The sequence below is a fragment of the Neobacillus terrae genome, assembly GCF_011393025.1.
In the GTDB taxonomy this organism is placed as follows: Bacteria; Bacillota; Bacilli; order Bacillales; family Cytobacillaceae; genus Neobacillus_A; species Neobacillus_A terrae.
This window is the reverse complement of sequence record NZ_JAAOEO010000015.1, coordinates 58,867-83,968: the sequence shown is the minus strand read 5'-3', so window position 1 is coordinate 83,968 and position 25,102 is coordinate 58,867. Positions and strand designations below refer to the sequence as shown.

23 protein-coding genes and 3 pseudogenes are annotated in these 25,102 nt (G+C 38.7%); 9 read left to right on the top strand and 17 right to left on the bottom strand.

Going from position 1 to position 25,102, the window contains the following annotated elements; all coding sequences use genetic code 11:
- Positions 1-154 precede the first annotated feature (154 nt).
- A complete protein-coding gene (locus G8761_RS18875) occupies positions 155-1,270 on the top strand; it encodes a metallophosphoesterase (RefSeq protein ID WP_243450084.1) in 1,116 nt (371 codons plus the stop codon).
- A 27-nt stretch (positions 1,271-1,297) separates the two neighbouring features.
- Here the strand turns inward: G8761_RS18875 and G8761_RS18870 are convergent, their stop codons facing one another.
- Positions 1,298-2,089, bottom strand: a complete 792-nt coding sequence (locus G8761_RS18870; protein WP_166029518.1) for an MBL fold metallo-hydrolase — start codon at positions 2,087-2,089, stop codon at positions 1,298-1,300.
- A 71-nt stretch (positions 2,090-2,160) separates the two neighbouring features.
- Positions 2,161-2,517, bottom strand: coding sequence for a hypothetical protein (locus tag G8761_RS18865; protein ID WP_166029515.1), 357 nt, complete (start codon positions 2,515-2,517; stop codon positions 2,161-2,163).
- 502 nt (positions 2,518-3,019) lie between these two features.
- Here G8761_RS18865 and G8761_RS18860 point away from each other — a divergent pair.
- The gene (locus G8761_RS18860) at positions 3,020-3,466 is read left to right on the top strand and encodes a C40 family peptidase (protein ID WP_166029513.1); all 447 of its coding nucleotides are present in this window, start codon (positions 3,020-3,022) and stop codon (positions 3,464-3,466) included.
- 474 nt (positions 3,467-3,940) lie between these two features.
- Here G8761_RS18860 and G8761_RS18855 read toward each other — a convergent pair whose 3' ends face one another.
- The 7 genes and pseudogenes from G8761_RS18855 to G8761_RS18830 all read right to left on the bottom strand — a co-directional run bounded on the left by G8761_RS18855 (position 3,941) and on the right by G8761_RS18830 (position 11,176).
- Entirely contained in the window at positions 3,941-4,471 is a 531-nt protein-coding gene (locus G8761_RS18855) for a chromate transporter (RefSeq protein WP_166029511.1), read from the bottom strand.
- A gap of 2 nt (positions 4,472-4,473) precedes the next feature.
- Positions 4,474-5,061, bottom strand: a complete 588-nt coding sequence (locus tag G8761_RS18850) for a chromate transporter (RefSeq protein WP_166029509.1) — start codon at positions 5,059-5,061, stop codon at positions 4,474-4,476.
- A 35-nt stretch (positions 5,062-5,096) separates the two neighbouring features.
- Positions 5,097-6,710, bottom strand: coding sequence for a gamma-glutamyltransferase (gene ggt, locus G8761_RS18845; RefSeq protein ID WP_166029507.1), 1,614 nt, complete (start codon positions 6,708-6,710; stop codon positions 5,097-5,099).
- Between the two features lie 199 nt (positions 6,711-6,909).
- Positions 6,910-7,056, bottom strand: a pseudogene (locus G8761_RS27355) (ABC transporter ATP-binding protein); the annotation flags it as partial.
- A gap of 278 nt (positions 7,057-7,334) precedes the next feature.
- Positions 7,335-7,784 (bottom strand): Lrp/AsnC family transcriptional regulator, encoded by a 450-nt coding sequence (locus G8761_RS18840; protein WP_166029505.1) that lies wholly within the window; start codon positions 7,782-7,784, stop codon positions 7,335-7,337.
- Positions 7,785-8,262: 478 nt separating this feature from the next.
- Positions 8,263-10,863, bottom strand: a pseudogene (adhE, locus tag G8761_RS18835) (bifunctional acetaldehyde-CoA/alcohol dehydrogenase).
- An 85-nt stretch (positions 10,864-10,948) separates the two neighbouring features.
- Positions 10,949-11,176, bottom strand: a complete 228-nt coding sequence (locus G8761_RS18830; protein ID WP_166029503.1) for a hypothetical protein — start codon at positions 11,174-11,176, stop codon at positions 10,949-10,951.
- 320 nt (positions 11,177-11,496) lie between these two features.
- Between G8761_RS18830 and G8761_RS18825 the strand changes: the two genes are divergently transcribed.
- The 3 genes from G8761_RS18825 (at position 11,497) to G8761_RS18815 (ending at position 13,562) form a co-directional block, all read left to right on the top strand.
- Positions 11,497-12,354 (top strand): GRP family sugar transporter, encoded by an 858-nt coding sequence (locus G8761_RS18825; protein ID WP_166029501.1) that lies wholly within the window; start codon positions 11,497-11,499, stop codon positions 12,352-12,354.
- Positions 12,355-12,369: 15 nt separating this feature from the next.
- Positions 12,370-13,158, top strand: coding sequence for a glucose-1-dehydrogenase (locus G8761_RS18820; protein WP_166029499.1), 789 nt, complete (start codon positions 12,370-12,372; stop codon positions 13,156-13,158).
- A 203-nt stretch (positions 13,159-13,361) separates the two neighbouring features.
- Positions 13,362-13,562, top strand: coding sequence for a hypothetical protein (locus tag G8761_RS18815; RefSeq protein WP_166029497.1), 201 nt, complete (start codon positions 13,362-13,364; stop codon positions 13,560-13,562).
- 42 nt (positions 13,563-13,604) lie between these two features.
- Here G8761_RS18815 and G8761_RS18810 read toward each other — a convergent pair whose 3' ends face one another.
- Positions 13,605-14,339 carry a FixH family protein gene (locus G8761_RS18810; RefSeq protein ID WP_166029495.1) on the bottom strand — a complete coding sequence of 245 codons (735 nt, stop codon included), beginning with the start codon at positions 14,337-14,339 and terminating at the stop codon, positions 13,605-13,607.
- Between the two features lie 191 nt (positions 14,340-14,530).
- Between G8761_RS18810 and G8761_RS18805 the strand changes: the two genes are divergently transcribed.
- Complete coding sequence (locus tag G8761_RS18805; RefSeq protein ID WP_166029493.1) at positions 14,531-14,959, top strand: hypothetical protein; 429 nt, start codon at positions 14,531-14,533, stop codon at positions 14,957-14,959.
- A gap of 134 nt (positions 14,960-15,093) precedes the next feature.
- Here the strand turns inward: G8761_RS18805 and G8761_RS18800 are convergent, their stop codons facing one another.
- From G8761_RS18800 to G8761_RS18775, 6 genes and pseudogenes are all read right to left on the bottom strand, one after another.
- Positions 15,094-16,113, bottom strand: a complete 1,020-nt coding sequence (locus G8761_RS18800; RefSeq protein ID WP_166029491.1) for a glycosyltransferase family 2 protein — start codon at positions 16,111-16,113, stop codon at positions 15,094-15,096.
- 6 nt (positions 16,114-16,119) lie between these two features.
- Positions 16,120-17,812, bottom strand: a pseudogene (locus G8761_RS18795) (DUF6044 family protein).
- A 489-nt stretch (positions 17,813-18,301) separates the two neighbouring features.
- Entirely contained in the window at positions 18,302-19,477 is a 1,176-nt protein-coding gene (locus tag G8761_RS18790) for an ABC transporter permease (protein WP_338000996.1), read from the bottom strand.
- Positions 19,446-20,156, bottom strand: a complete 711-nt coding sequence (locus G8761_RS18785; protein ID WP_275940722.1) for an ABC transporter ATP-binding protein — start codon at positions 20,154-20,156, stop codon at positions 19,446-19,448. Before G8761_RS18785 ends, G8761_RS18790 begins: the two co-directional genes overlap by 32 nt.
- Positions 20,156-21,172: an efflux RND transporter periplasmic adaptor subunit gene (locus G8761_RS18780; RefSeq protein WP_166029489.1), complete on the bottom strand. Its 1,017-nt coding sequence runs from the start codon at positions 21,170-21,172 to the stop codon at positions 20,156-20,158. The genes G8761_RS18785 and G8761_RS18780 overlap by 1 nt, the downstream gene beginning before the upstream one ends.
- A gap of 184 nt (positions 21,173-21,356) precedes the next feature.
- On the bottom strand, positions 21,357-21,782 hold the full coding sequence (locus tag G8761_RS18775) for a GtrA family protein (RefSeq protein ID WP_166029487.1): 426 nt from the start codon (positions 21,780-21,782) through the stop codon (positions 21,357-21,359).
- A gap of 171 nt (positions 21,783-21,953) precedes the next feature.
- Here G8761_RS18775 and G8761_RS18770 point away from each other — a divergent pair, with 171 nt between their 5' ends.
- The 3 genes from G8761_RS18770 (at position 21,954) to G8761_RS18760 (ending at position 24,166) form a co-directional block, all read left to right on the top strand.
- The gene (locus G8761_RS18770; protein WP_166029485.1) at positions 21,954-22,625 is read left to right on the top strand and encodes a response regulator transcription factor; all 672 of its coding nucleotides are present in this window, start codon (positions 21,954-21,956) and stop codon (positions 22,623-22,625) included.
- A 10-nt stretch (positions 22,626-22,635) separates the two neighbouring features.
- A complete protein-coding gene (locus tag G8761_RS18765; RefSeq protein WP_166029483.1) occupies positions 22,636-23,886 on the top strand; it encodes a sensor histidine kinase in 1,251 nt (416 codons plus the stop codon).
- A 97-nt stretch (positions 23,887-23,983) separates the two neighbouring features.
- Positions 23,984-24,166, top strand: coding sequence for a PepSY domain-containing protein (locus tag G8761_RS18760; protein ID WP_166029481.1), 183 nt, complete (start codon positions 23,984-23,986; stop codon positions 24,164-24,166).
- A 48-nt stretch (positions 24,167-24,214) separates the two neighbouring features.
- On the opposite strand, the gene G8761_RS18755 is transcribed toward G8761_RS18760, so the two are convergent.
- A complete protein-coding gene (locus G8761_RS18755) occupies positions 24,215-25,099 on the bottom strand; it encodes a TIGR03943 family putative permease subunit (protein ID WP_166029479.1) in 885 nt (294 codons plus the stop codon).
- Between the last annotated feature and the right edge of the window lie 3 nt (positions 25,100-25,102).

Sequence of the window (25,102 nt, the reverse complement as noted above, 5' to 3'; positions counted from 1 at the left end):
TTTGCCTAACCTTCTTTTTAAAAATTTAATTTCTAAAATCAGTATGATATTGTCATTTTCCTTTTTCCAGCACTATGCTTTAAAACTTCATTTTGGTAATTTTGAAATAACAAGAGTATTATAATTCTTACTTAGACTAAAAGGAGAATATTGGATGACTTCAATCAGGAGAATGGCACAGGCTGCCTTCTTTATTATATTGTTTAACGCACTACTATTCTATATTGGCTGGAATGGCTGGGAATGGTTAAATGTAGGATTTGGGTTTAAACATCCTATTTTTTACACGGTTGTATTACTGATCCTTTCCTATTCCTTTATTTTAAGCAGAGTTTCCAAATTCTTTTCTGCTTACAGAACTGTCGGGTATGTATGGTTTGCTATTATACAGTACTGCCTTCTGCTACTGCCGCTTGCAAATATTATTTTACTAATCCTAAAGATGGCATCTGTGGACCTTTCTGCTTCTGCTTTTCGTCTTTCCGGGTTTATTGTAATAGCTCTTTTAACTATTATCCTTTTATACGGATTATATAATGCATATAGTCCGGTTGTTAGAAAGTACGAAATTACCGTGCCTAAAAAGAAGGGAAAAAGATCCTCATTAAGAATTGCAATGGCATCAGATATGCATTTCGGGAGATTATCCGGAGTATCGCATGCGAAGAGATTGAAGGAGAAAATCAATGAGTTAACCCCTGATATAATTCTTTTGCCGGGAGATATAATTGATGATGAACCTGGGCCGTTTGTTGAAAAAAATATGGGTGATATTCTCGGACAATTAAAGGCTCCACTTGGCATCTTTGGCGTATTGGGAAATCATGAATACTACGGTGGTCAGATACCTCAATTTATTGAAGAAATGAATAGAATAAATATAAAGATCTTGATGGATGAGGTCCTTACTATTGATGAAAGCTTTTATTTAGCCGGCCGGAAGGACAAAACCGATAAAAGAAGACAAAGCTTTACAGAACTGTTGGAGGGAATAGACGAAACATACCCTATTATTGCAATGGACCATCAGCCCTTTGAGCTAAAACAGGCTCAGGAAAATAGTGTGGATGTATTATTGTCCGGCCATACACACCGCGGTCAGATGGCTCCAAATCATTTAATTACCAAAAGAATGTATGAACTGGATTGGGGTTATTTGCAAAAACAGCAAATGCATGCCTTTGTCTCTTCTGGTTATGGATTTTGGGGGCCTCCCTTCCGAATTGGAAGCAGATCGGAAATACTCCAAATTGATATAAAGTTTATTTGATTTTATAAAGGCTGACTGGAAATCTACTCATATAGAGCTTCCAGCCAGCTCCTTAAGAATGAAATCACTATTATTTTGATAATTTTCAACTAGCTGGGCAAGTTTTTCCCATGCTCCAATCTCCTCCAAAAACTGTTTTCTTTCAGTAGGTACACCGTGGGATTCTATAAAGATTTCTGCATTAAATTGATGCATTATCGACATCAACTTTAAAAAACCTGAAGAGGTATATTTCCGCGGACCTCCATAAACGGATGGGGCCAATGCATCCCCCAGAAATAGAACACTGTCCTCGTTAACATATACAAAGCAGGAATCTGATGCATGGTCTCCTCCAACATGAAGTACCTCACATGTTACTCCTCCTAATTCGATCAACAGATTATTTTGAAAAAGAACATCAGGAACTGCAATCTCAATACTGCTTGGGTCCCCGTATTCTTTTAATATGTGGCCCATAGATTCATCATTAATAATTTCATCTTTAGAAAGAAATTCTAATGCAGCAACTGTCCATTCTATTTTCTTCAAGTCAGTAAGAACCTTTGCGGTTTCTGAATGTGAAATTATCGGAATATTCCAGGCGTGCACTCCAATAGAATGGTCCCAGTGCCAATGTGTTAGAACAACAAGATCTGGCAGTCTGACTCCTTGAGCCACTAGATATTCTTTAAACTGCTGGGCATGTAATGCTGAATTCCCACCATCCAACATCAATGTCCGCCTTTCTCCTGCAATAGCAGCAATTATCGGTCGATCTGTATCATGTTCAGCATGCATGATCCAAATATGCTCACTGATTTTTTCAAATTGCCCCACACTCATCCCACCTTTTAACCTTGTTTAAAATCGGTTTCCGCAAATATTAAGAGATGAAAAAAAGATTTTTTCTAATTCAATGGTTTCAAGATACCTTCCAAAACCATTTCTTCCTTTAAGTGATCCGGATACAGTTTAACCAATTCTTTATATTGGCTGATTCTCCTGAAAGAGGAATCCAAGCCCGAATAGAAGTATGGACGTTGCTTTTCAATATGTATGTTACCTTCCTCGATGATTTGCCTGATAAATTTCTCCATTATTGTCTTTAAAAAACTGCTTACTTTTATTTTAATACTATTTATTTCGTAATCTTCTGCCCCTTCCTCAAAAGGATGATAAGACCCTACGATTATTATCTGTTGGAGGTGTATCCCGAAACACATACAATTCAATATCCGAATTGGCGTCGTTTTTCTTTCTGGCAAGCTATCCTGCCAGCATAACAGTATTCGACTTTTATTTTCTCCGAGTATATTGAAGCAACTTCTTTTAGGAGAGAAGAAGACCTTGTGTTTATTGTGTTAAGAGGGGGTGCGGGAGTTACTTCCTGGGAGTTTAGTTTTTGGCACTCGAAACAGGCAAAGTATCCAGTTAGCAACAATTGATAAATTAAGTGCAGTTAATTACCACCATTGCAGCCTATTATCTTTTTTGGAGAAAAACTCAGCCTCTTAAAATGAATAGGATGAGTTTTAATTACAATAGGATTTTTTTAAACTGCTAACTAGATTTTCTTTGAAGTCTCCAATTTGGAGGCTTTTTCCTTTTATTTATAAATTTTAAGCGTTTTCATATTATTCAACTATAATATTCCATAAGTAGAATAATTTACTAGTCGTGTAATCTAATAGTAATATTCTAGTTATATTAATGTTAAGTTTTTATAGTAAAGTAGGTTTATCAACATGACGTAGGGGGAAAACAACAATGTTAAAGAAAATTTTAGCTTTCACAATTCTTGCCACTTCCATCGCCACTTCTGCCGTTTTGCCACATAAAAGTGAAGCAGCTTATTATCATACAAAAGCAGTTTCTGTTGCTAAATCATACTTAGGTGTTCATTATAGATGGGGCGGAATGACTCCTTCAGGCTTCGACTGCTCCGGTCTTGTAAAGTATTCTTACGGAAGAGCAGGTAAAGTTCTGCCAAGAACAGCTTCACAAATGTATTACACAAAAGGTTATAAAGTAAGATCTCTAGCATTCGGTGACCTAATGTTCTTTGCTCCAAACAAAGCTTCAAGACCAACTCATGTATCTATCTATATTGGCGGCGGTAAAATGATCCAGGCTGCTACTTCAAAAGGTGTATCAATTGCATCTACAAGCAACTCTTACTGGAAGCCACGTTTCGTCGGCGCTAAAAGAATATAAATCAATTAATATAAAAAACGAGCATCCCAGAGGGATGCTCGTTTTTTATGTAATCATTCCCCGCCTTTAATGTGACCATCATGGAAATCTTATTAATTTTCTTCCGACTCAATGCCTTAGAAAGTTCATAAGTAAGATATATGATCATAGACCCTATTAATACCTAGGAATACTTTATGGTTCCCGAAAAGGCAAAGTTCATACTGTCTGCCAATGAATTAAACATTGCTTTTTAAAATAAGCATTCTGCATCTCATTCTAGGAAGCACCCAACATGAACTGAGAAGTCCTTTGTCTCCTTTTCCAGGAGATTATTGAGAAGCTTTGACCGCCCCGCTCCTATATCCGTTTTTTCTCAAGATGCTTATTGAGAACTTTTAGAGCCGGTTTCCATTAATTAATTCCCAAGAGGGGAGATTACAAGATTCTCCGCATAAAAAAAACGGTCCCACTTTTGAGACCGGTTAATCATTTTTATCTTAGAAAAACTGCACCATAGCCCAAGGCGACCAGGATAACGAGCGCAGGATGTACTTTTATTTTCTCCATCAGAATATAGCTGGCGGCTGCTAAAAATAATGTCTGCCATAAACCAATATCCAATGAGGAATCCCTTAAAAATTGATAGGCAATGACTCCCAGCATAACTGCTATTGCGGGTCTTACGTAGGTAGTCATCTTTTTAACCCTCGGAGAATCCTTATATTTGTACAACAGACTCAAAAGGGCAATCATTAAAATAAGGGAAGGGGCAACTGAAGCAAACACACCAACAATTGCTCCCAGAATTCCACCCTCCTGATAACCGATATAGCCAGCCATCTTTGTAGCAATCGGTCCTGGGAGCGAGTTAGCAAGAGCTAAAACCTCACTAAACCCTTTGGTCGAAAGCCAGCCATAACGGTCCACAACCTCATTTTCAATAAGAGGAATGGAAGATGGACCGCCACCGTACCCAAGGATCCCCGGAATGAAAAAAGCGAGAAATATTTTCCAATAAAGCATTACTATACCGCCTTCCCTTTCGATCCAGCAGCTTCTTTAATCTGAACCTTTTGCTTTTTTTTTTCAGGTCCTGCCACTGCAAGAATCAGCAAGGCAGCAATCAAAATCCCTGGATGAATATTTAGAAATTTCATGACAATCAGACTTACCGCCACGAGAAGAAGGTTTCCTTTCCATCCCATAGCTTTCCGTCCGTTTTGATAAAACTGCCAGGTTAACACTGCCAGCATTACTCCTACAACTGGGACTACCGCTTTGGTCATCCCCAGAACCCAAGGCTGTTCCTTTGAAGATGTTAGTGTTGTCATGAATAAAATCATTAACAATATTGTTGGTAAAACCGATGCCAGTACGGCATTTATTAACCCTATTGGTCCGCCAATACGGTATCCTATATATCCGGCAAGTTTTGTGGCAATCGGTCCTGGAAGCATATTTGCTAATGCCAGTACATCTCCAAACTCCTCATCGCTCATCCATTTGTATTTTCCCACAACTTCCTTATGGACAAGCGGTATAGAGGAAGGTCCTCCCCCATACCCAAGTATGCCCGGCCTAAAAAATGCCAGAAAAAGATGCCATTGTTTCATTTCTATCAGATCCTTTTATTGACGTCATTTTCTTCTTACCAGGATGCTATCGATCCGTCTGTTCTTGGTTCTGTTCCTCCGTAAAGGACTCCTGTTTCCGGGTCGCGCCAGATGATTTGACCACGTCCGAAGCCTCCAGAATCCACTGTAACCTTGATGTCATGTCCTCTTCTGGCAAGCGCCTCTGCAATATGAGCTGGAAGTGATCTTTCTACTTCAACTGTTTTCCCTGCCACCCATTGCCATCTTGGCGCATCAAGAGCTGATTGAGGATTCAAATGGAAATCTACTGTGTTCATCACAACCTGTACATGGCCCTGCGGCTGCATATATCCGCCCATTACTCCAAATGGCCCCACAGGCTGGTCGCCTTTAGTCAGGAAGCCCGGTATGATGGTATGATATGTCTTTTTGCCTGGTTCAAGTCTGTTTGCATCCTCTGGATTAAGGGAGAAATCATGGCCACGATTTTGCAGCCCGATTCCTGTACCAGGAACGACAATACCAGAACCAAATCCCATATAGTTTGATTGAATAAAGGAAACCATATTTCCTTCTCCGTCTGCAGTAGCGAGATAAACGGTACCTCCTGATGGCGGAGTTCCCGGTTCCGGAATAAGTGCTTCTTCACCAATCAGATTGCCGCGGAGTTTTCCATATTCACTGTTAAGAAGCTGTTCGGTATCTACAGCCATTTTGTCTCTTTGTGTAATGTACTTCTTTCCATCAGCAAAGGCAAGTTTCATCGCTTCGATTTGTTTATGATATGTATCTGCGGAATCCTTCTCAGCAAAATCGAAGTTCTTAAGGGTATTTAATGCCATTAGGGCAACAAGTCCCTGACCATTCGGCGGAATTTCCCATACATCGTATCCACGGTAATTCACACGGATAGGTTTTACCCACTCTGGACGGAAAGCAGCCAGATCTTCTTTGCGTAAAAATCCTCCATGCTGGCGTGAGAACTCATCTATTTTATTAGCAAGGCTTCCGCGGTAAAAGGATTCTGCACCAGTTTCCCCGATTTCTCGAAGAGTAGCCGCATGTTCAGGAGAACTCCACATCTCCCCGATTTCCGGAGCTTTTCCTTCTTTTGTAAATGTTTTAAACCAATTCTCAAATTCTTCCCCTTTAAGACGAGTCTTAAAGATTTGCGCAGCTCTTTTCCAATACTTGCCCAGTATCGGAGAAATAGGGTAACCATTTTCAGCATACTGAATAGCAGGTTCAAGAACTTCTCTAAGTGGCAGCTTACCAAACCGTTCAGACAGAGCAGCCCATGCGCTTGGTGCACCTGGCACGGTAACTGGAAGCCACCCAAAAGTAGGCATGGATTCATGTCCAAGTTCTTTAACCGCTTCAATGTTAAGTCCCTGTGGAGCAGGCCCGCTTGCATTTAATCCATGTAATTCACCTTTTGTCCAAACTAAAGCAAATGCATCGCCGCCTATACCATTAGAAGTTGGCTCTACTACTGTTAGACAAGCAGCAGTTGCAATAGCTGCGTCAATGGCATTTCCGCCCTTTTTTAAAATATCCAGCCCTGCCTGGGCAGCAAGTGGCTGTGATGTTGCTACCATTCCTTTTCTTGCAATAGACATCATACGCTGAGAAGCATACGGATAAGTTAGTGCATCAAAATTTGGCATAGTCGTCTCCTCGTCTCAATTCTATTTTTCTTTTTAACCAGGATACATATAATAGAAGATTCACGGTATTTCTTCCCCAGAACCTTCGACTTCCGTATAATATTTATTTTAGCGGTCAAATGTCCTTCTGCATAGAAGTCCATATTGCAAATTTTCTTTTTTATTAAAAAATTATATGGCAGGCAATAAAGTGTCATGTTTATTTTGCCTCCACTCCTGCTTTTTCTAATGTAACGCGTTCAGATGCAATAGGACAGCGGGTGTGGAAAGGACAGCCGGCCGGTGGATCAGCCGGACTTGGCAAATTACCCTGCTGACAGATTCTATCTTTATTTCCCTTTTCAACAAGTAATTACTTTTAAAATATATTAATAGGACAATCCCCTTAACTCCCACTCCTTTCCAACTGTTGGAACCACATCGTTATAACTTACGTTTGTTAAGCTTAATTTACATTGACATTAACAAACGTAATAATTATTAAATTATTTTTGATTTTAATTTAAATTCTGATAATTGTCTAGATATTTTATATATAATTTAATCTAAATTGGTAGGTTGCTTAACTACAAAAAAAAAATCCCCTTAAAGAATATAGTCTCCCAGGGATTTAGAATCGTTTATTTATAGCTTTAGTCCTGTCCGGCTTTTGAATCTTCTCAGCATGATTTGGCTTTCGACCCGATCGATGCCTTCAACTGCATATAACTCATTATTAATAAATTTTTCAAGCGAAGCAAAATCCTCCACCAGAACATGCATATGGAGAGTACTAGGCCCCGTCATTTGATAACAGCTTGCAACATTTGGGTTGTTTGCCAGACTCTCAGCAACTGAGACAAGGTATTGGGGCTCACAGTCCACTTCAAAAAAAGCCGAAACATTTTTACCCACTGCCTCTGAATTAATAACCACACTAAACTTTTCTATTATCCCGCTTTCTTCCATTCGATTTACTCTCTCACGAACAGCTACACGAGATAAATTTAGTTCTTTCCCAATATCGGCAAAGGAAATTCTCCCATTTTCAGTGAGAAGGTTAAGTATTTTTCTGTCAGTATCATCCATTTTCAAAAAAAAATCACCACGCATCTCTTTTATCTCTGTAAATCATATTCTAACGATATTAAGATAAGTGTTCAATACTATTTACTTTATAGTACCTTTACCTAGTAGTTTATTCCTATTAAAAAAGTCTCTATCCTGAAATAACTGCGGATAACTGTTATTTCATTCATTTATGTACAATTTTTTTGCCATGCTATCGGTTAAAGCCCATTGTTGATCTTTCCTTAATTTGATTGAAGCAAAAGGCGCGAGACTCCTCGGAAACGCTATCGCATTTCCTTCGTGCGTGGGCGATTTCAAGGGAGCTATTCAATGTCCTGCGGGAATAGCAGTCCAAGGGAGACCCCGCAGGTGCATAGCGCCGAGGAGGCTCCCGGACCGCCCGCGGAAAGCGAGCGCCGGGATCGGAAATCAACATGCAAGATTAACAAAGCCTAAAAAAAAACCAGTCCTTTTTAGCAGGACTGGTTTCGGGTAATAAGTCTTATAACCCCTTGTAAGCAAGGCGGTAGATCTCAGCAAGTTCTGTTACAAGAGGCAATTTCGGATTAGCCGTTGTGCATTGGTCTTCAAAGGCACGTTCAGCCAAGAATTCGACTCTGCTTTCAAATAATGAATTTTCAACTCCATTTGATTCAATGCTCATAGGAATATCAAGTTCTTTGGCTAACTTTATAATGGCTTGAACTAGGCTCTCTACTCCTTCTTCAGCTGTTGCTGCCGGAAGGCCCAGTACTTTTGCAATTTCAGCATAACGCTTATCCGCAACAAAATGATTGTATTTTGGGAATGCGGTAAACTTCTTTGGTTTAGAAGCATTATAACGGATGACATGCGGCAAAAGAATAGAATTTGCACGTCCGTGCGCGATATGGAATTCCGACCCAAGCTTATGTGCAAGGCTGTGGTTAATTCCAAGGAAAGCATTTGCAAACGCCATTCCCGCAATAGTTGATGCATTATGAAGCTTTTCGCGTGCCAATTCATCATTACCATTTTTATAAGCTCATGGCAGATATTCAAACACTAGTTGGATAGCTTTCATTGCCAGCCCATCTGTAAAATCATTGGCCATACAGGACACGTAGGCCTCAATTGCGTGAGTTAGTACATCCATACCTGTATCAGCGGTGATATGTTTAGGAACTGTCATAACAAACTGTGGATCGATAATTGCTACATCCGGTGTTAGTTCATAATCTGCCAGAGGATATTTTATGTTTGCTTCCTTATCGGTAATAACTGAGAATGACGTGACTTCTGAACCAGTGCCAGAAGTTGTCGGTATAGCAACGAACTGAGCCTTTTCTCCCAAGTGCGGATACTTCACAATTCGTTTTCTAATATCCAAAAACTTCTGCTTCAAACCGAAGAATTCAGAATCCGGATACTCGTAAAATAGCCACATTCCTTTAGCAGCATCTATTGCAGATCCGCCGCCAAGAGCAATAATGACATCTGGCTGGAATTTGTCCATCATCTCGGCACCCTTACGAACCGTTTCTATAGATGGATCAGGTTCTACGTCAGAGAAAACTTCACAATGCACATAGTCCGGGCGTTTGCGCAAATAGTAAAGAATACGATCAACATAACCCAATTTCACCATGCCAGGGTCTGTTACAATAAAGGCTTTAGAGATATTTGGCATCTTCGCGAGATATTGAGTGGAATTTTTCTCAAAATAAATCTTGGAAGGAACTTTAAACCACTGCATGTTAACATTCCTTTTTGCTACTTTTTTTACGTTAATCAAGTGGATAGCACCTACGTTTGTTGAAACAGAGTTCCCTCCATACGTACCACAGCCAAGTGTCAAAGAAGGCATATAGGCATTATAAATATCTCCGATTGCTCCCTGGGATGACGGAGCGTTGACTATAATTCGTCCTGCTTTCATTCTGAGACCGAATGCCTCTATTGCTTTATCATCTTTTGTATGGATTACAGCTGAATGGCCCAAACCGCCAAACTCCAGCATTTCTTCCGCTCTCTTTAGTCCTTCTTCAAGTCCGTTAACCTTATAACAGGCGAGAACAGGGCTAAGCTTTTCCCTGGAAAGAGGATATTGAGGTCCAACACCTTTTAATTCAGCTACCAAAATTTTAGTGGATTCAGGTACTGTTACACCTGCCATCTCTGCAATTTTCCAAGCTGGCATACCAACAATCTCTGCATTAACTGCACATGATTGCTCATCAATAACAAGCCTTTCAACAAGCTGCTTTTCTTCTTCCTTTAAGAAATAGCAGCTATTGCTGCTCATTTCTTTTTTTACCTCTGTATAAATCTCCTTATCTATGATAACAGCCTGTTCGGAAGCACAAATCATTCCGTTATCAAACGTACTAGAAAGGATTAAATCGTTTACCGCCTCCTGAAGGTTAGCCGATTTTTCGATATAACAAGGAACATTTCCGGGACCTACCCCGAGGGCTGGCTTTCCAGAACTGTATGCTGATTTAACCATTCCAGCTCCCCCAGTAGCCAAGATAAGCGATATCCTTGAATGGTTCATTAGGGCCTGTGTTGCTTCAAGGGAAGGCTTTTCAATCCATTGGATACAATTTTTGGGCGCTCCGGCTTTAACCGCTGCGTCTCTCAGAACTCTTGCTGCTTCGCTGCTGCATTTCTGGGCAGAGGGGTGGAAAGCAAAAATAATCGGGTTTCTGGTTTTTATGGCTATGAGTGCCTTGAACATTGTGGTGGATGTTGGATTTGTTACAGGAGTCACTCCTGCTACAACCCCTACAGGCTCTGCAATTTCAAGTATCCCTTCGTGTTCATTTTCATTGATTATGCCAACTGTCTTATTGTATTTGATATTATGGTATACATATTCTGTTGCGAACATATTTTTGATAATCTTATCCTCATATACGCCCCGCTTGGTTTCCTCAACGGCCAGCTTAGCCAAAGGCATATGCTGATCAAGTCCTGCTAATGCCATCTGCTGAACAATTTCATCAATCATTTCCTGATCAAACTCACGGAATTCACTCAATACTTTTAGACCATTATCTACTAACCTATCAACCATCTCAGAAACATTTTCTTTTCTTATTGTTGTTATTGGGGCAGCTATTATAAACCCTCCATAAAAATTATTTGTGAATGCTTTCACATGATAATTTAGAAAAAAAGTTCATTTTTCTTTTTCATCAACTATACTATTCGCAGACTGGATTACGAGGTATTTTTTCAAAATAAATATCGGTAAACACTTTTGAGCATCTCTTTACAATAACCACAAAATTTACGGTCCAGATGTAGGCTGGAATTTCTTCACTTTCTTTAAACATCATCGCCTCAAATTCATCACCAATTACATCTTCAAAGGTATCAAGTGTAAATATCTCAGAGTCAGTGCTAAAGGTTTTCCATTCACAAAGCATCATTTAAATCACTCCTTGTTCCTTTATGGTTTCATCATATCACGGTTAAGGAATAATTGATTGTGAAATATTGAACAAACAATGAAATGTTATATAAACTTATAAATCAAATTAAAGCCAATAAAATAAGCGTTTTTATTTATTTGAAAAACACACATCCACGACCAAAGAAAACGTTTACAAACTTAGAGTTATATTGATATAACGATTCACCTGCGTTTCTTAATGTAGAAGGATCTATCCTGCTCTATTAAGATTTTTCGAGTAAAGAATCGCTGCCCAGGAAACAATAATTTAAAGCCATTTGAAAGAAGGTTAGTATATTGACTGGTATTTTATTAGCCCTAATACCCGCTGTTTGCTGGGGAAGTATTGTTTTGGTAAGTGTTAAGCTGGGTGGCGATGCATACAGTCAAACATTCGGAATTACGATTGGGGCCCTTATTTTTTCTGTTGTTTTGTATCTTTTTGTCCATCCTCATCTATCAGCATCAATCATGATAGTTGGTTTTCTTTCAGGAATTTTCTGGGCTGTAGGACAACGGAACCAGCTTGGGGCTGTAAAGTATCTGGGTGTTTCCAAAACGGTTCCGCTTTCAACAGGAATGCAGCTTGTCGCTACAACTCTCTTTGGAGTTTTAGTATTTAAAGAATGGACAACTAAGACTGTTATTATTTTAGGGATTATCGCCATTCTTCTGATCATTACTGGAGTTATCTTTACTGCGATAAGGGATAAGGATAATGCTAAAGAAAATAAAGGCAATACGAAAAAGGGAATCGTGGTACTCCTCATTTCCACAGCCGGTTTCCTTGCATATGTCTTAATAATCCGTTGGTTTAATTTTAACGGGTGGGCTGTTCTCCTTCCTCAGGCAACAGGAATGATGGTTGGAGCCTTTGTATTAACCTACCGCCACAAACCTTTTAATAAGTATGCGGTTCGCAATATTATTACGGGATTAATATGGGGAGCAGGAAATTTGGGACTCCTGCTTTCGCTTCCCAGGATTGGAGTAGCAACAAGCTTTTCACTTTCCCAGACAGGGATTATTATTTCTACTCTTGGCGGTATCTTTTTACTTCATGAAAAGAAATCCAAAAGACAAATCATCTTTGTCATCATCGGCTGCATTCTCGTTATTTTAGGTGGCGTTTTACTTGGATTCACGAAAAAATAAGGAGGTTGTTTTTATATGTACCCTGAACTAAAAGATAAAGTGGTTATCATAACCGGAGCCTCAACTGGACTTGGAAAAGCAATGGCTATTCGGTTCGGAAAAGAAAAATCTAAAATTGTCATCAATTATTTTAAAAAGGATGATCCTGCAGTTGAAGGAATCATTCAACAGATCAACGAACTTGGAGGAGATGCAATAGCAGTCCAAGGTGATGTAACAAAGGAACAAGATGTAAAAAAACTAGTCCAGGAAGCTGTTTCAAAGTTTGGACGATTAGATGTCATGATTAATAATGCTGGAATGGAAAACGAAGTTCCTTCCGAAGATTTAACCTTAGATGATTGGAATAAAGTCATTGCAACCAATTTAACCGGAGCTTTTCTGGGATGCAGAGAAGCAATTGATTATATGATTGCAAATGATATTAAAGGATCTGTCATTAATATGTCGAGTGTTCATGAAATGATCCCATGGCCACATTTTGTGCATTATGCTGCCAGTAAAGGTGGAATCAAACTTATGTCTGAAACCCTGGCTCTTGAATTTGCTCCAAAAGGTATAAGAGTAAATAGTATTGGCCCAGGGGCAATTGATACACCGATTAACGCGGAAAAATTTGCAGATCCTAAACTCAAGGCAGGCGTAGAAGAACTTATTCCGATGGGTTACATCGGCAAGCCGGAACAAATAGCAGCTGCTGCTGCCTGGCTGGCATCAGATGAAGCCAGTTATGTTACCGGAATTACCCTTTTTGCAGATGGCGGAATGACCAAATACCCAGGCTTTCAGGCAGGCAGGGGCTAATAAAAATCTAAAGGCTGTAGACATTTTTGCGGCCCTTTTAATTTTAATGAAGAAAACTAAAGAAACTTAAGCTTTCTTTAGTAAAACAAATCACTGATGGAATTAATGTAGTTCGCTCCGCTGGAGATGCATTTTCAAAAATTCAGGATGTTGTACATGCTGTTGAAGCGCAAATTACAGAAGTAAATAGTTCTGTAGGAGAAATGGCCGAGAATGCAGTTCAGATTTTAACCTCGGTTGATTCCATCAAAAACGTTGCTGAGGAAACAGCTGCTGCCACTCAAAAAGTCTCGGCGTCCAGGGAAGAACAGTTAGCTTCTCTTGAGGAAGTAACAGCAAATGCTGAAGTTTTAGCCAGTACAGCTGAACATCTGGAACAGCTTCTCAAAAAATTCTCTCTATAAAACAACAAAGGCTGCCTATCCTGGCAGCCTTTTGTTATTTCTTTATTTCACATCAAACATAATAACATTATGCTCGTGCAGTTCTCCCTTTTTTACATGGACTTGCACATGGAACATTCCTGTATTGGAAAAAGTCTTGTTAATGCTGTATTTACCATTTCCGTCCTCTTTGGCATCGATCCATTCATGCTTCTGTTCTTCTCCGCGCCAAACTTCAAATGTAATATTTGCACCTGTTAATGGTACATCCTTTTGCTTAATTAAGGCGGTCATAGTTACTTCCTTATTTAAAGGGAATACCTTGTTTCCCTCAAGTGCAATAGAAATGTCGGTGTCCGAATGATGGTCATGGTCATCATGGTGCTCTGCTTCTTCGCCACTCGTCATTCCCACTGTAACCTGCTTGGTAGGCATGGAGTGCATATCACGCGCTGTAACATGAGAGGTGATGGAATAAGTTCCACTTTCTTTAAAGGTATAAGCCGCAGAATAGACACCTTTACCCTCATTTTTTCCTGAAGTCATGGTATGGTTTTCAGTACCATTTTTCCAAATTTCAAACTTAACTTCTTTGGCGTCATCTACCTTATCCTTTCCTTGGGTAACTTCAGCCTTTATTTGAACCTCTTCATTTGGACTTATTTTATCCGGTGTAATAACAGTAACTTCAATTGGCTCTAAAGGTTTGGTATTTCCGTTTTTTTCCTGTTCGTTACCTCCGGCACATCCTGCAAGCATTCCGGCGACAAGAGCTAGTCCAAGAAATATCTTTTTCAAATAACTCACTTCTTCCATTTTTATATTAATTTGTTAAATCAACCTCATTGTAAACTTTTTTTAAAATAAATAAAATCTCTTATCCCTATTTCCTTAATTTAAGAATCTTTTAAAAATTTATTTGACTAGGTCCTTTATACTGTATAACATAGTAATATGAACCTATATCCCATGTGCCTGGAGTGTTAATTTTGAAAATTGAAAGTATGATTCTTCTTGCTAATCGCATGTCCGTACAGCGAAAATTTCCCGAACTTCGCCAATTGATCCTAAGGGAATGGGAACGAATAATCGAGACGAAAAACTATCAAATGCTAAATGATAATGCGAAACAATTTGTTAAGATTATTCAACAGGAAAAAGAAACAGGTATAGGCATTAATAATACCCTTACAAACACTGAAAAGAAGATCATTCAGTTAATCAACGAATCGATAAATGAAGTTAAGCTCCCCTTTGCCAAGCGTTTGTTTCTCCAGCATAGAAGCCTCTTTGAAAAACAGGAAGCCCAATACTGGCTAACCGCAAATTCCAAATTTGTTTGTAATGCATGGTGCCATGAAGAGCCCGCGGACCAGGAACAAGAGTCTTTTTCGGAAAACGAAGCTGAATTAATTTAATTAACATTAGAAAAACTAGGAATCCGCCAAGTTCTTTTTGGCGGATTCCTAAGTTTTGCTTATGCTTTCAGAATTTATGGATATAAATTCTGATTAAGCCAAAATAAACCGGCTTTTTACGGCGGGTTTTTGGTTTACTTATTCCTTGCAACCAGAAGTTCTGGTTTTCCTACATGAGCAGGTTTTTTTTCCTTTTTGGAATATAAATCCGTTTGTATGGCGTATTTCGGCCTGCCTTTTACTTCACTAAAAATTTTACCGATGTATTCCCCAATTACGCCAATACCTATTAATTGTAAACCTCCAATGAGCCAGATGGATATGATTAGGGATGTCCATCCGGATTCTGTATGTCCTAATATTTTTTCAATGATAGCATAGCATCCTGCCATAATACTAAATAGGAATACACCAAAGCCAATCAGAGTAACGATGCGTATAGGAGCAACACTAAAGGATGTAATTCCATCAAGCGCAAAGGCAAGCATCTTCTTTAAGGGATATTTCGATTCCCCGGCCAATCTCTCCTTGCGGTCATAATAAACTTCAGCAGAAGAAAATCCAATTAGTGGAATAATACCCCTTAAAAATAAATTTTTTTCCTGGTATTTCTCCAATTCTTCAAGCGCCCTCTTGCTCATCAGGCGGAAATCGGCATGATTTGGCACAAGGTTAATTCCTAATTTTTTCATAAACCTGTAATATCCCAAAGCCGTATTCCTTTTAAAAAATGTATCTGTATCTCTTTTATCACGTACTCCATACACAATATCGTTTCCTTGCCAGTATTTCTCTACAAATGTCCGTATAACAGAGATGTCATCCTGCAGGTCAGCATCGATCGATACTGTACAGTCGGATTGTTCCTTTGCAGCCATTAAACCCGCAAGCAATGCATTCTGATGACCAGCATTTCTTGCAAGATTCAATCCTTTAACATAACTATTTTTTTGATTTTCAGTTTCGATAATCTCCCAAGTTCTGTCCCGGCTGCCGTCATCTACAAAAAGAAGGCTGCTTTTATAGGATACGAGTTTATCTTCAATTAAATCTTGTAACAACTGAGATAGCTGTTTTATTGTCTCTGGTAAAACTTCCTCTTCGTTATAGCATGGAACTACAATTGTTAATACTGGTCTAGTTTTATCTATCATTTGCTTTCAACCCTTTTTTACAGAATAGAGATAGATTTTCCATGCAGAGTCCTTATCGTTAAAAGTCCTCACAAGCACCAAATTATTATCTCTGCTGTTTAAAATAGGAACAGCGGAAAAAATATATCTTCCACCCATCTTTTTAAATTGATTAATATTTAACTGAAGATGCTTAATTGTTTTTCTTGAGCCTTTTTCAAAGTCATAGATTTCCCCAAGTTCATTAACAAAAAAATAGCATCTGCCTCCCCAATCATCAAAATAAGTCTTCAAGTCTGCGTTTTTGTCTAATTCTTTGCTTATGATTTTTCTAAACTTGCGTTTGTAGCTCAAAAGATAATAATTGTTGTATGTATCAAGGGTGTAAAAAACCATTATATTGTGCAATGGCTGGATGCAATCCTATGGATGCTACACGATAGGAAGACTGTGGTTTTCCAATGAAATTCTTGATCTCTTCAAATTGATGAACAGCATAAAACTCCTAAAATGATGGAGTTCCTGCTATACGATAATAGATTTCAGGGTTACAGCCAAATAAGATTAATAGCTGCAGAACCAGGAACCACTTTACAGCCTTCCTCCATCCCTGCCCCAACTGATAAAGAATAAATGCCCCGTCAGCAAATAACAGATAAATAATCATTGGGCTGAGAAAGTGAAAACGTGAAAAGTTAAAAGTTCTTAGTATAGAAACCTGCTCTTTAATAGGTTCCCAGCCTTTATAAAACCAAAAAGCATACCAACCCGATAAAATAAAGTTCAATATAAAAAGTGGTACAAAGTAACTGTTTTTCACTTCCCGTTTGGAACTACAGAACTTCCACAAAGCTATGAAGCTCAATGGGACAATGACAAAGGTATGCACTGTCATAACATGGGTGTGTCCCCAAAAATAGTTTTTAAAAACAAGGAGAAAAGTCTCAACTAAATTGTTCTTGGATTCTCTAAAATCGTCTCTGCTTGTCGGTTCTTCAGGAATCACAAGTGAGTATACCAGCCGATATTCAATTATTAAATACATAAGAATCATTAGCCCAATGCTCAATAAGAATGGCCAATTCCACTTTTTTCTGACAAGCAGGTCCCTAAGCCACAGAAGCCCCATCCCTGTCAAAAATAAGAAAAATCCCAATACAAAGCTTGAATAAAGCGGGAGAAGAAGGAGAGTTAGCCATTCTTTCTTGCTTGCCCTGGCCATTCCTTATATTTAAAAAAGCCCAAAGCGCAAGCGGCATTCCTAAAGTGCTTAACATTCCGGATGGCCAGAAAGGGGTTATAGCAAAAGCAAGTGATACCCAGACACGAATTAGGTATGCGTCCGATTCTTTGATAAAATGTTTTTTTAACAGTACATACATACCAATGAAGGCAAATACTCTTGTAATTGCCTGGCTGATTGAGTATGCAAGCATCGAAGGGAAAATTTCATGCAGCCACTCGATTCCGCTGAATTCGGTTCCGAACTCATTGGCGGAAGACCATTAACAATTTGCGGGAGAGTACTGTTCATAGGAGAAAATAACTCCCCTGTATCCTTAAGAACTTTATACCAGGCAATATTAGAGTCGAGATTGTCATGTACTCTAATGTGGGAATTTTCCCCAAGAATAAACATAGGAGAAAGATAAACTGCTAATAGGACCCAAGCGATCCACAAATGCTTTTTTTCCTTGTTAAGACTTCTCCCATACACCATACTCATACACCTTTAACTTCCACCATTATGAAATAAGTAATTACTCTACTGCTGCCCTACTATACCCATTAATTATTAATTCAATATTAAAATTCCATTAATTTTTTTCTGAAATAGGATTACTAACAGTATGAGGGTCATATCTCATTGAGGACAAACTGATAGAAAAAGAGATTGGGTTTGTCTTTAATGCGCCCATTTGAGGACAATCTCATAGAATGATTGCGATTGAATGTCTTTAAGCACTCAAAACTAATAGTAAAAAAGTGTAATTTGATCTTTATTTAACCTTGTTGAAGACAAACAAAAAGAAAAAAAGCCCCTATATGTCTTTAATAAGCCTTCTTAAGGACAAATTGAAAAGAAACAGGTGGGTAATTGTCTTTAATAAAGTTTGAAGCAGGATCAGTTTATAATTCAAATTCCATATTGGTCCCAAGTTTCTACAGAAAAAATAACCGGCTGGAAATCTTCCCAGCCGATTATTGATTATTCATATCGTAATGCTTGAATCGGATTTAATTTTGAAGCTTTATTGGCTGGAAAGACACCAAAGACGACCCCAACAATAAGTGAAAACAGGAACGAGAACATCACGACTGAGCTTGAGAAGGTAACAGTCATTTGCAATGTAGAGCCTAATATCTTTCCAACACCAAGGCCTAATAAAATACCGATAATGCCTCCCATTGCACTTAAGACTACAGATTCAATTAAAAATTGAAGCAGAATATCACGCCTTTTTGCACCAATCGCTTTCCGGATGCCAATCTCTTTTGTCCTTTCGGAAACAGATACAAGCATGATATTCATGATGCCAATGCCGCCTACTAACAGGGAGATACTTGCAATTCCGCCAAGCATCATGGTCATTGTGTTGGAAACAGAGCTCATCGTATTCATTAAATCCTGCTGGTTCATGATACTATAGCTGTCCGTTTTATTAGGATACATGTTTGCCATCGCATTTTGTACCTCAGCCATAACAAGATTCATATCCTGCTTTTCTTTTCCCTGAAGATAGACTTGATTAATGCTTGTTGTCTTGGTCAAACGTTCAGCAGTGCTTAACGGAACGATGACAACATCATCACCGCTTTGCCCCATTGAGCTTCCTTTAGAAGCAAGGACACCAACCACCTTAAAGGATGTTCCATTTACCTGAATGTATTGCCCTACCGGGTTATCTGATCCAAAGAAGGTTTCAGCAGTTGTTGCCCCAAGTACTGCTATTTTTTGTCTGTATTCGTTATCTAAATCGGTAAGAAATCTTCCTTGGCTAACATTTGTATTACGGACCGTTCCATATGCGGAATTAGTTCCAGTGAGTGTAGTCTGGGCTGAAGTTTTCTCTTTTTTCACTGTTACCCGACCTGACACAACAGGTGATAAAGCCTTCACACCATCTAATTTTCCCAGTTTGTCAATCTTGTCTTCGGTTAAGGAAAGTTCTGTACCAAAAGTGTTGAGGGTTATTAGGTTTGTGCCCAAATTATTGATTTGGCTTGTCACATTTGAAGTCGAACCCTGGGCAATTGAAATAAGAACAATCACAGAGGAAACACCGATAATAATACCAAGCATTGTCAGGGCTGAACGTAGTTTATTACCCTTTATACTGCGAAGGGCCATTTTAATAGATTGCAAAATTGCCAATTTGTTCACCCTCATTCTCAAACAGTTGTCCATCCTGGATGCGAACCATTCTTTTTGCCTGCTTTGCAATGGACAAATCATGCGTGATTAATATAATGGTATGACCCAATTCATTCAGGCCCTGCATCAGCTGAAGTATTTCTGCGCTTGTTTTACTATCAAGTGCTCCAGTCGGTTCATCGGCCAATAGTATAGAAGGATTTCCGACTAGTGCCCTGGCAATTGCCACCCGCTGCTGCTGTCCGCCTGAAAGCTGGGTGGGCAAATGGCCTGACCTGTCTTTCAAACCCACTTTCGTTAATGATTGTAGTGCCATCTCCCGCCGCTCTTTTGCAGATACCCCGCTGTAGATAAGCGGCAGTTCAACATTCTCAAGAGCTGTAAGCTTAGTCAGCAAATTAAAGTTTTGAAAAATAAAACCAATTTTTTGGTTGCGAATTGTCGCTAGATCATTATCGTTCATCTTTCCGATTGCTTTCCCGTCAAGAAGATACTCTCCTGAATCTGGGCGGTCAAGACAGCCAATCATATTCATCAGGGTAGACTTTCCAGATCCCGACGGACCAATAATAGCTAAAAACTCACCTTTATCAATGTTAAGTGAGACATTGTTCAAAGCATGAACAGTCTCTCCCCCAAGTTTATAGGATTTCATTAGACTGGAAATCTGGATCAGGGGCGTGCTCATTAATTACCACTCCTTCCACCTGAATTTCCTCCTCCACTACGATTGCGGTTACCCATGCCGCCACCAAAACCACTCCGATTCATGCCGCCCATACCGCCAAACATCATTCCTCTTCCGCTTCCAAATTGACCGGATGTGCTGCTGGACGCGAGATTCGGCAGGCGGACAGTTTGCCCTTCTGTTAAACCCTGGGTAATTTCTACATAGTCCTCATTTGCCAGGCCGGTTTTAACCATAACTCGATTTCTGGAGAAGTTTTGTCCCGTTCCCTGATTATTTGATTGAGTCTGATCAGGATTTTCTGCAGCCAACATTACAAATTTCTGCCCATTTACTGTATGTACGGCATCAAGAGGTACATAGAGAGCATCATTTTTACTGGCTGTTAAAATACTTGTTTCCGTACTCATGCCCACTTTTAAATTTTTAGGATTATCAATTGAGACGGTGACATCAAAGCTGGAAACACCATTTGTTGATGTCCCTTCATTGGCAATCGCAGTAACTTTCCCTGTAAAAGTTTGATCAGGAAGGGCATTTACTTTTATTGTTGCAGGTTGGCCTGCCTGAACTTTTGGAATATCAAGCTCATCAATGGAAGCTATTGTTTTCAAAAAGTTATAGTTTGTCAGATGGGCAACAACTTGTCCTGACTGGACCCGTTCCCCATTTGAGACTGCAATGGTAGTAATGACCCCATCTGCCGGTGCAGTAATCGGGTCACTTCCGTCTGTGAAAGTAATTAATTCCTCACCGCTTTTTACAGATTCGCCAGCTGAAACTAAAACTTCGTCAATTTCATTATTGTTAATGGCTGACTTAATATCTTCAGATGTAACCGGCTGAATTGTACCTGTACCACTCACTTTCACCTCAAACTTCCCTTTTTGAACGTTTGTTGTTCTGTTTTGTATCATCGTCTGCTGCTGGTTGTTACTCGATTTGGAAGCATAATATTTGTAACCTCCATAACCGATAATAAGAATAACAACAATAATAAAAATCCACTTTTTCATCTTCTCTGCTCCTTTGTCTCCATGGATTCCATATCCACAATGTTGGGATAAGCAGATTATGATGATGTTTCCTTAACTTTTCCTTAATTAATTCTTTAAAAATGAAGTCCAGAGTCTGTTCCCTTTCCGCATGAGTTTTAGAATCATAGAAAAAGCCGGCCGCATTGCTGCCGACTTTCTGCTATTAACTAATATCTGTTGCTTCTTGCTCAGGTATGGCCTTAAAGACAAACCATCTTTGTCCTAAATAATTTAATATTGTATATAAACCGGTTCCTGAGAGCACAGCCAATTCTTTTATATATGAGGAGTGCAAGCCAAGCACGGATTCGAGTAACCATGAAGAAATTCTTAGACCAATCGAGTAGGATATGAAATAACATATTCCAATTACTAACATAAATCGAAATAAACTTCCTAAAACAGAGTTCGAGCTTTTAAAGGTAAATTTTCGATTTAATAAATAACTTACTCCTGCTCCTATTGTATTCCCTGTGAAAGTAGATACCCAATAAGAATTTGTAATGTAGAGAATAAGATACATAACACTTAATCCAACACATGTATTTATAACTCCTACGATTAAAAATCTAAAAAAAGAGTTTTGCATGTTCTGCTTCCTTTACTAAATAATTTTTCTTTTTTTCATTCACCATTATTATGACCGTTACTTTTTCGTTTATTATTATAAATATACTTTATTAGAGTCCTTAAGGGAAAATTAAGAATAACATCAGATAATGATATTACTATTAAAACCAGTTAATCGAGGAGATAAATCATGCGCTTATTAGTTGTTGAAGATCATTTGCCCCTTTTAAAATCTATTGTTGAATTATTATCAGACGAGTTTACAGTAGACCAGGCTGAGAACGGTGATGATGGTTTATTTTTTGCACGCCAAAACATATATGATGCTATTATTTTGGATGTCATGATGCCGGGAATGGATGGTTTCGAGGTTCTTAAGGCTTTAAGAAAAGAGGATATTAAGACTCCAGTTTTATTTTTAACTGCAAAAGATTCTCTTGAAGACCGAGTCAAGGGACTGGACTCAGGAGGCGATGATTATATCACTAAACCCTTCCAGGCAGCAGAATTAAAGGCGAGAATCCGCGCCCTTTTGCGCAGAAGCGGCAGTTTGACAATGAATCAAACCCTCCAGTACAGAGGAATTGAAATGCTTGGAAAAGATCGTGATATTATTGTGGACGGAAAGCCTATGAAATTAACTCTAAAACAGTATGAATTACTAGAGTACCTTATTCAAAACCGTGGTGCCATTTTGACCAAGGAACAAATTTATGACAGAGTTTGGGGATTTGACTCAGACACGACTATTGCAATAGTGGAAGTATTCATGCATCATTTAAGAAAAAAACTTGAGCCTTCCGGTTATCATTCAGATATCAAAACCGTTCGAGGGGTAGGTTATATTTTGAAAGAAGCATAAGGAGAACACTATGTTTCGTAAAACTTTATTCAGGCTAACTGTAATGAATTCCATAGTTTTTGCCATTTTAATCAGCTCTTTGGGAAGTATTCTTTATTTCTATACAGAGCATCGATTGTACGAGGATGTAAACAGGTCTCTGCTTGAAGCTGCAGGGCGAAAAGATTTTCCGCACGAAAGAACCAGAGATGATGATAGAAGGCACAGAGAAATGGGTTTTACGGATCCTCGTATCATTGTTTTACAATGGAATGAGAAAAATAAATTGTCTTCCGATCAAAACCCTGAAGCCGAAAGGTTCCAAGAGCTTGAAAAGAACGTTCGTCCCAAGAATTTAAATAAACTAGACGACGTTACTATCGGAGATTTTACCTTTCGCTACTATGCAGTAAAAGCCGAAGTGCCATTTGAAGGTACGTTGACCTTTCAGTTTTTGCGAAATATAAATTCGGAAAAAGAGTTCTTGGGGAAATTGCTGCTTATTATCACAACTGGATGTGGAATTGCAATGGCGGCAGCAATCTTTTTCAGCTACTTTTTAGCAAACCGTTCCCTGATCCCAATTCAGAAGGCTTGGAATAAACAACAGCAATTTGTTTCGGATGCATCACATGAATTGCGAACACCGCTTGCAGTTATTCAGACCAAAACGGATTTGTTGTTTCGCTCTCCTTCCGCAACAATAGAAGATAGAATTCTTGATATTTCAGCTATTTCCAATGAATCTAGAAGGTTATCAAAGTTAGTAACGAATTTGCTTACACTGGCTAGGTCCGACTCCAATCAAATAGAGGTATTAAAACAGCCTTTTCAGCTTGACCGGCTGCTTAAAGAGCTTGCCAGCCATTATGAAGAAATTATTTCTTATCAGGAAAAAGAACTGCTGCTGGATATACCGGAGCCTGTTACTTTTACAGGTGATAAGGAGAGGATTCACCAGCTCATTGTCATCCTTTTAGATAATGCGATGAAATTTACAGGTGAGGGCGGAATTATCAGCCTTTCCTGCCGGCAGTCACATTCTTCGATTGAATTAATGGTTGAGGATAATGGTATTGGAATTATTGAAGATGACATTCCTAAAATATTCGACCGTTTTTATCAAAGTGATAAAGCGAGGACCTTATCAGAGGGCACAGGTCTTGGACTTTCCATTGCCCAATGGATTATTGAAAAACACAATGGAAAAATAAATGTTACAAGCAAACTTGAAAAAGGTACCAAGCTCGGAATTACATTCCCTAAAAATCAAAAGACGTAATTTAAGAAAAAGTTAAGGAAACCGACAATTTCCTAATGGGTTTCAAGGCCGGGGTTTTAGAAATGGGCAATTTAGAGGAGAAAGAAATAATAACTCTTTGATGGGTATTATTAGAGGGCTTCATGAAGGCCGGCTTGGCTATATGGATATAGGCTGGGTTATCGATCTCGCCGCTATCGGCATGATTTTCCTGTCAGGTTCCGGAATATACCTTTCCATAAAAATATTAGGTGCTGAAAAGAAGCGAAAACAAGGAAATAACACCAAAATTGAAGTATAACAAAAGAAGCACAGATGCCTGACATCTGTGCTTCTTTTGTTATGAATATTAGTTAAAGCTGTTTCGATAAACATATGGGTCTTTTGGTTTGCTAATAGTTTTATAATTGGTCACCTTTAAAACAGGAACCTTTGATTTAAAAGGCTGATAATAGACAGTCTCCAATTTTCCTGTTACCTGATACCACTGATCATTAGGTATTTGTACGTCATTTGGGAATTGAACCATCATACCAAATGCACCAGAATCCGCTATACAGTGAATAATTCCAAACCGCAGTAAAAAGATTTGATTTTTGTTTAGGTTAGGTCCGTTATAAGAAAAACCATTAATGGTGATTTTTTTTCCTGTAAAATCTCCCTGGTAATTATAAATAACCTCCAACCCTTTTAAATAATCCTCATCTGTCAGGGTTATATGCTCTTTTGGTTTATAGGATTTAGATTCTTTCGTAACCAAATCCAAAAAGGCATCCTTCCCCATAAACTGGCTCATATCAGGATTAAGAACCTGATGCATGCCATACTTATCATTTCCATCCTCTAAGGCAGGGAATTGAAAACCTTTAGCATCTACCAGTTTTGAATCAAGTGTGGCAACAGGTAAAAGAACGCCCGATAAAGCAGGTATTATAACTATAGCGTAAGATAAGCATCTTTTAACCTTTTTTCCCTTGGGTTTTTTATTTTTATCTGATTGATGATCATGGTGGCAATGGCCGGAATCGCAGCCACAGTCATCCTGTTCATCATGTTTCTTTTTATCAGAAAAATACCACCGTATTCCTTCAGCAATTGTTAAAAAGAATAAAACGAAGATCATGCTGTATGAAAGGAAGGAATATTTCATGTTTATATATTTTGAAATGTCTCCAGTGGAGTGCAGCATAAAAAATAAGTTCGTAAAAAGCAGTAAAATAATGATTCGAAACATTAT

Bases quoted from the DNA above. Each gene is read 5' to 3' on its own strand.
- G8761_RS18875 (WP_243450084.1), top strand. From the start codon at position 155: ATGACTTCAATCAGGAGAATGGCACAGGCTGCCTTCTTTATTATATTG.
- G8761_RS18860 (WP_166029513.1), top strand. From the start codon at position 3,020: ATGTTAAAGAAAATTTTAGCTTTCACAATTCTTGCCACTTCCATCGCC.
- G8761_RS18855 (WP_166029511.1), bottom strand. From the start codon at position 4,471: ATGCTTTATTGGAAAATATTTCTCGCTTTTTTCATTCCGGGGATCCTT.
- G8761_RS18850 (WP_166029509.1), bottom strand. From the start codon at position 5,061: ATGAAACAATGGCATCTTTTTCTGGCATTTTTTAGGCCGGGCATACTT.
- ggt (WP_166029507.1), bottom strand. From the start codon at position 6,710: ATGCCAAATTTTGATGCACTAACTTATCCGTATGCTTCTCAGCGTATG.
- G8761_RS18830 (WP_166029503.1), bottom strand. From the start codon at position 11,176: ATGATGCTTTGTGAATGGAAAACCTTTAGCACTGACTCTGAGATATTT.
- G8761_RS18820 (WP_166029499.1), top strand. From the start codon at position 12,370: ATGTACCCTGAACTAAAAGATAAAGTGGTTATCATAACCGGAGCCTCA.
- G8761_RS18815 (WP_166029497.1), top strand. From the start codon at position 13,362: ATGGCCGAGAATGCAGTTCAGATTTTAACCTCGGTTGATTCCATCAAA.
- G8761_RS18800 (WP_166029491.1), bottom strand. From the start codon at position 16,113: ATGATAGATAAAACTAGACCAGTATTAACAATTGTAGTTCCATGCTAT.
- G8761_RS18785 (WP_275940722.1), bottom strand. From the start codon at position 20,156: ATGAGCACGCCCCTGATCCAGATTTCCAGTCTAATGAAATCCTATAAA.
- G8761_RS18780 (WP_166029489.1), bottom strand. From the start codon at position 21,172: ATGAAAAAGTGGATTTTTATTATTGTTGTTATTCTTATTATCGGTTAT.
- G8761_RS18775 (WP_166029487.1), bottom strand. From the start codon at position 21,782: ATGCAAAACTCTTTTTTTAGATTTTTAATCGTAGGAGTTATAAATACA.
- G8761_RS18770 (WP_166029485.1), top strand. From the start codon at position 21,954: ATGCGCTTATTAGTTGTTGAAGATCATTTGCCCCTTTTAAAATCTATT.
- G8761_RS18765 (WP_166029483.1), top strand. From the start codon at position 22,636: ATGTTTCGTAAAACTTTATTCAGGCTAACTGTAATGAATTCCATAGTT.
- G8761_RS18755 (WP_166029479.1), bottom strand. From the start codon at position 25,099: ATGTTTCGAATCATTATTTTACTGCTTTTTACGAACTTATTTTTTATG.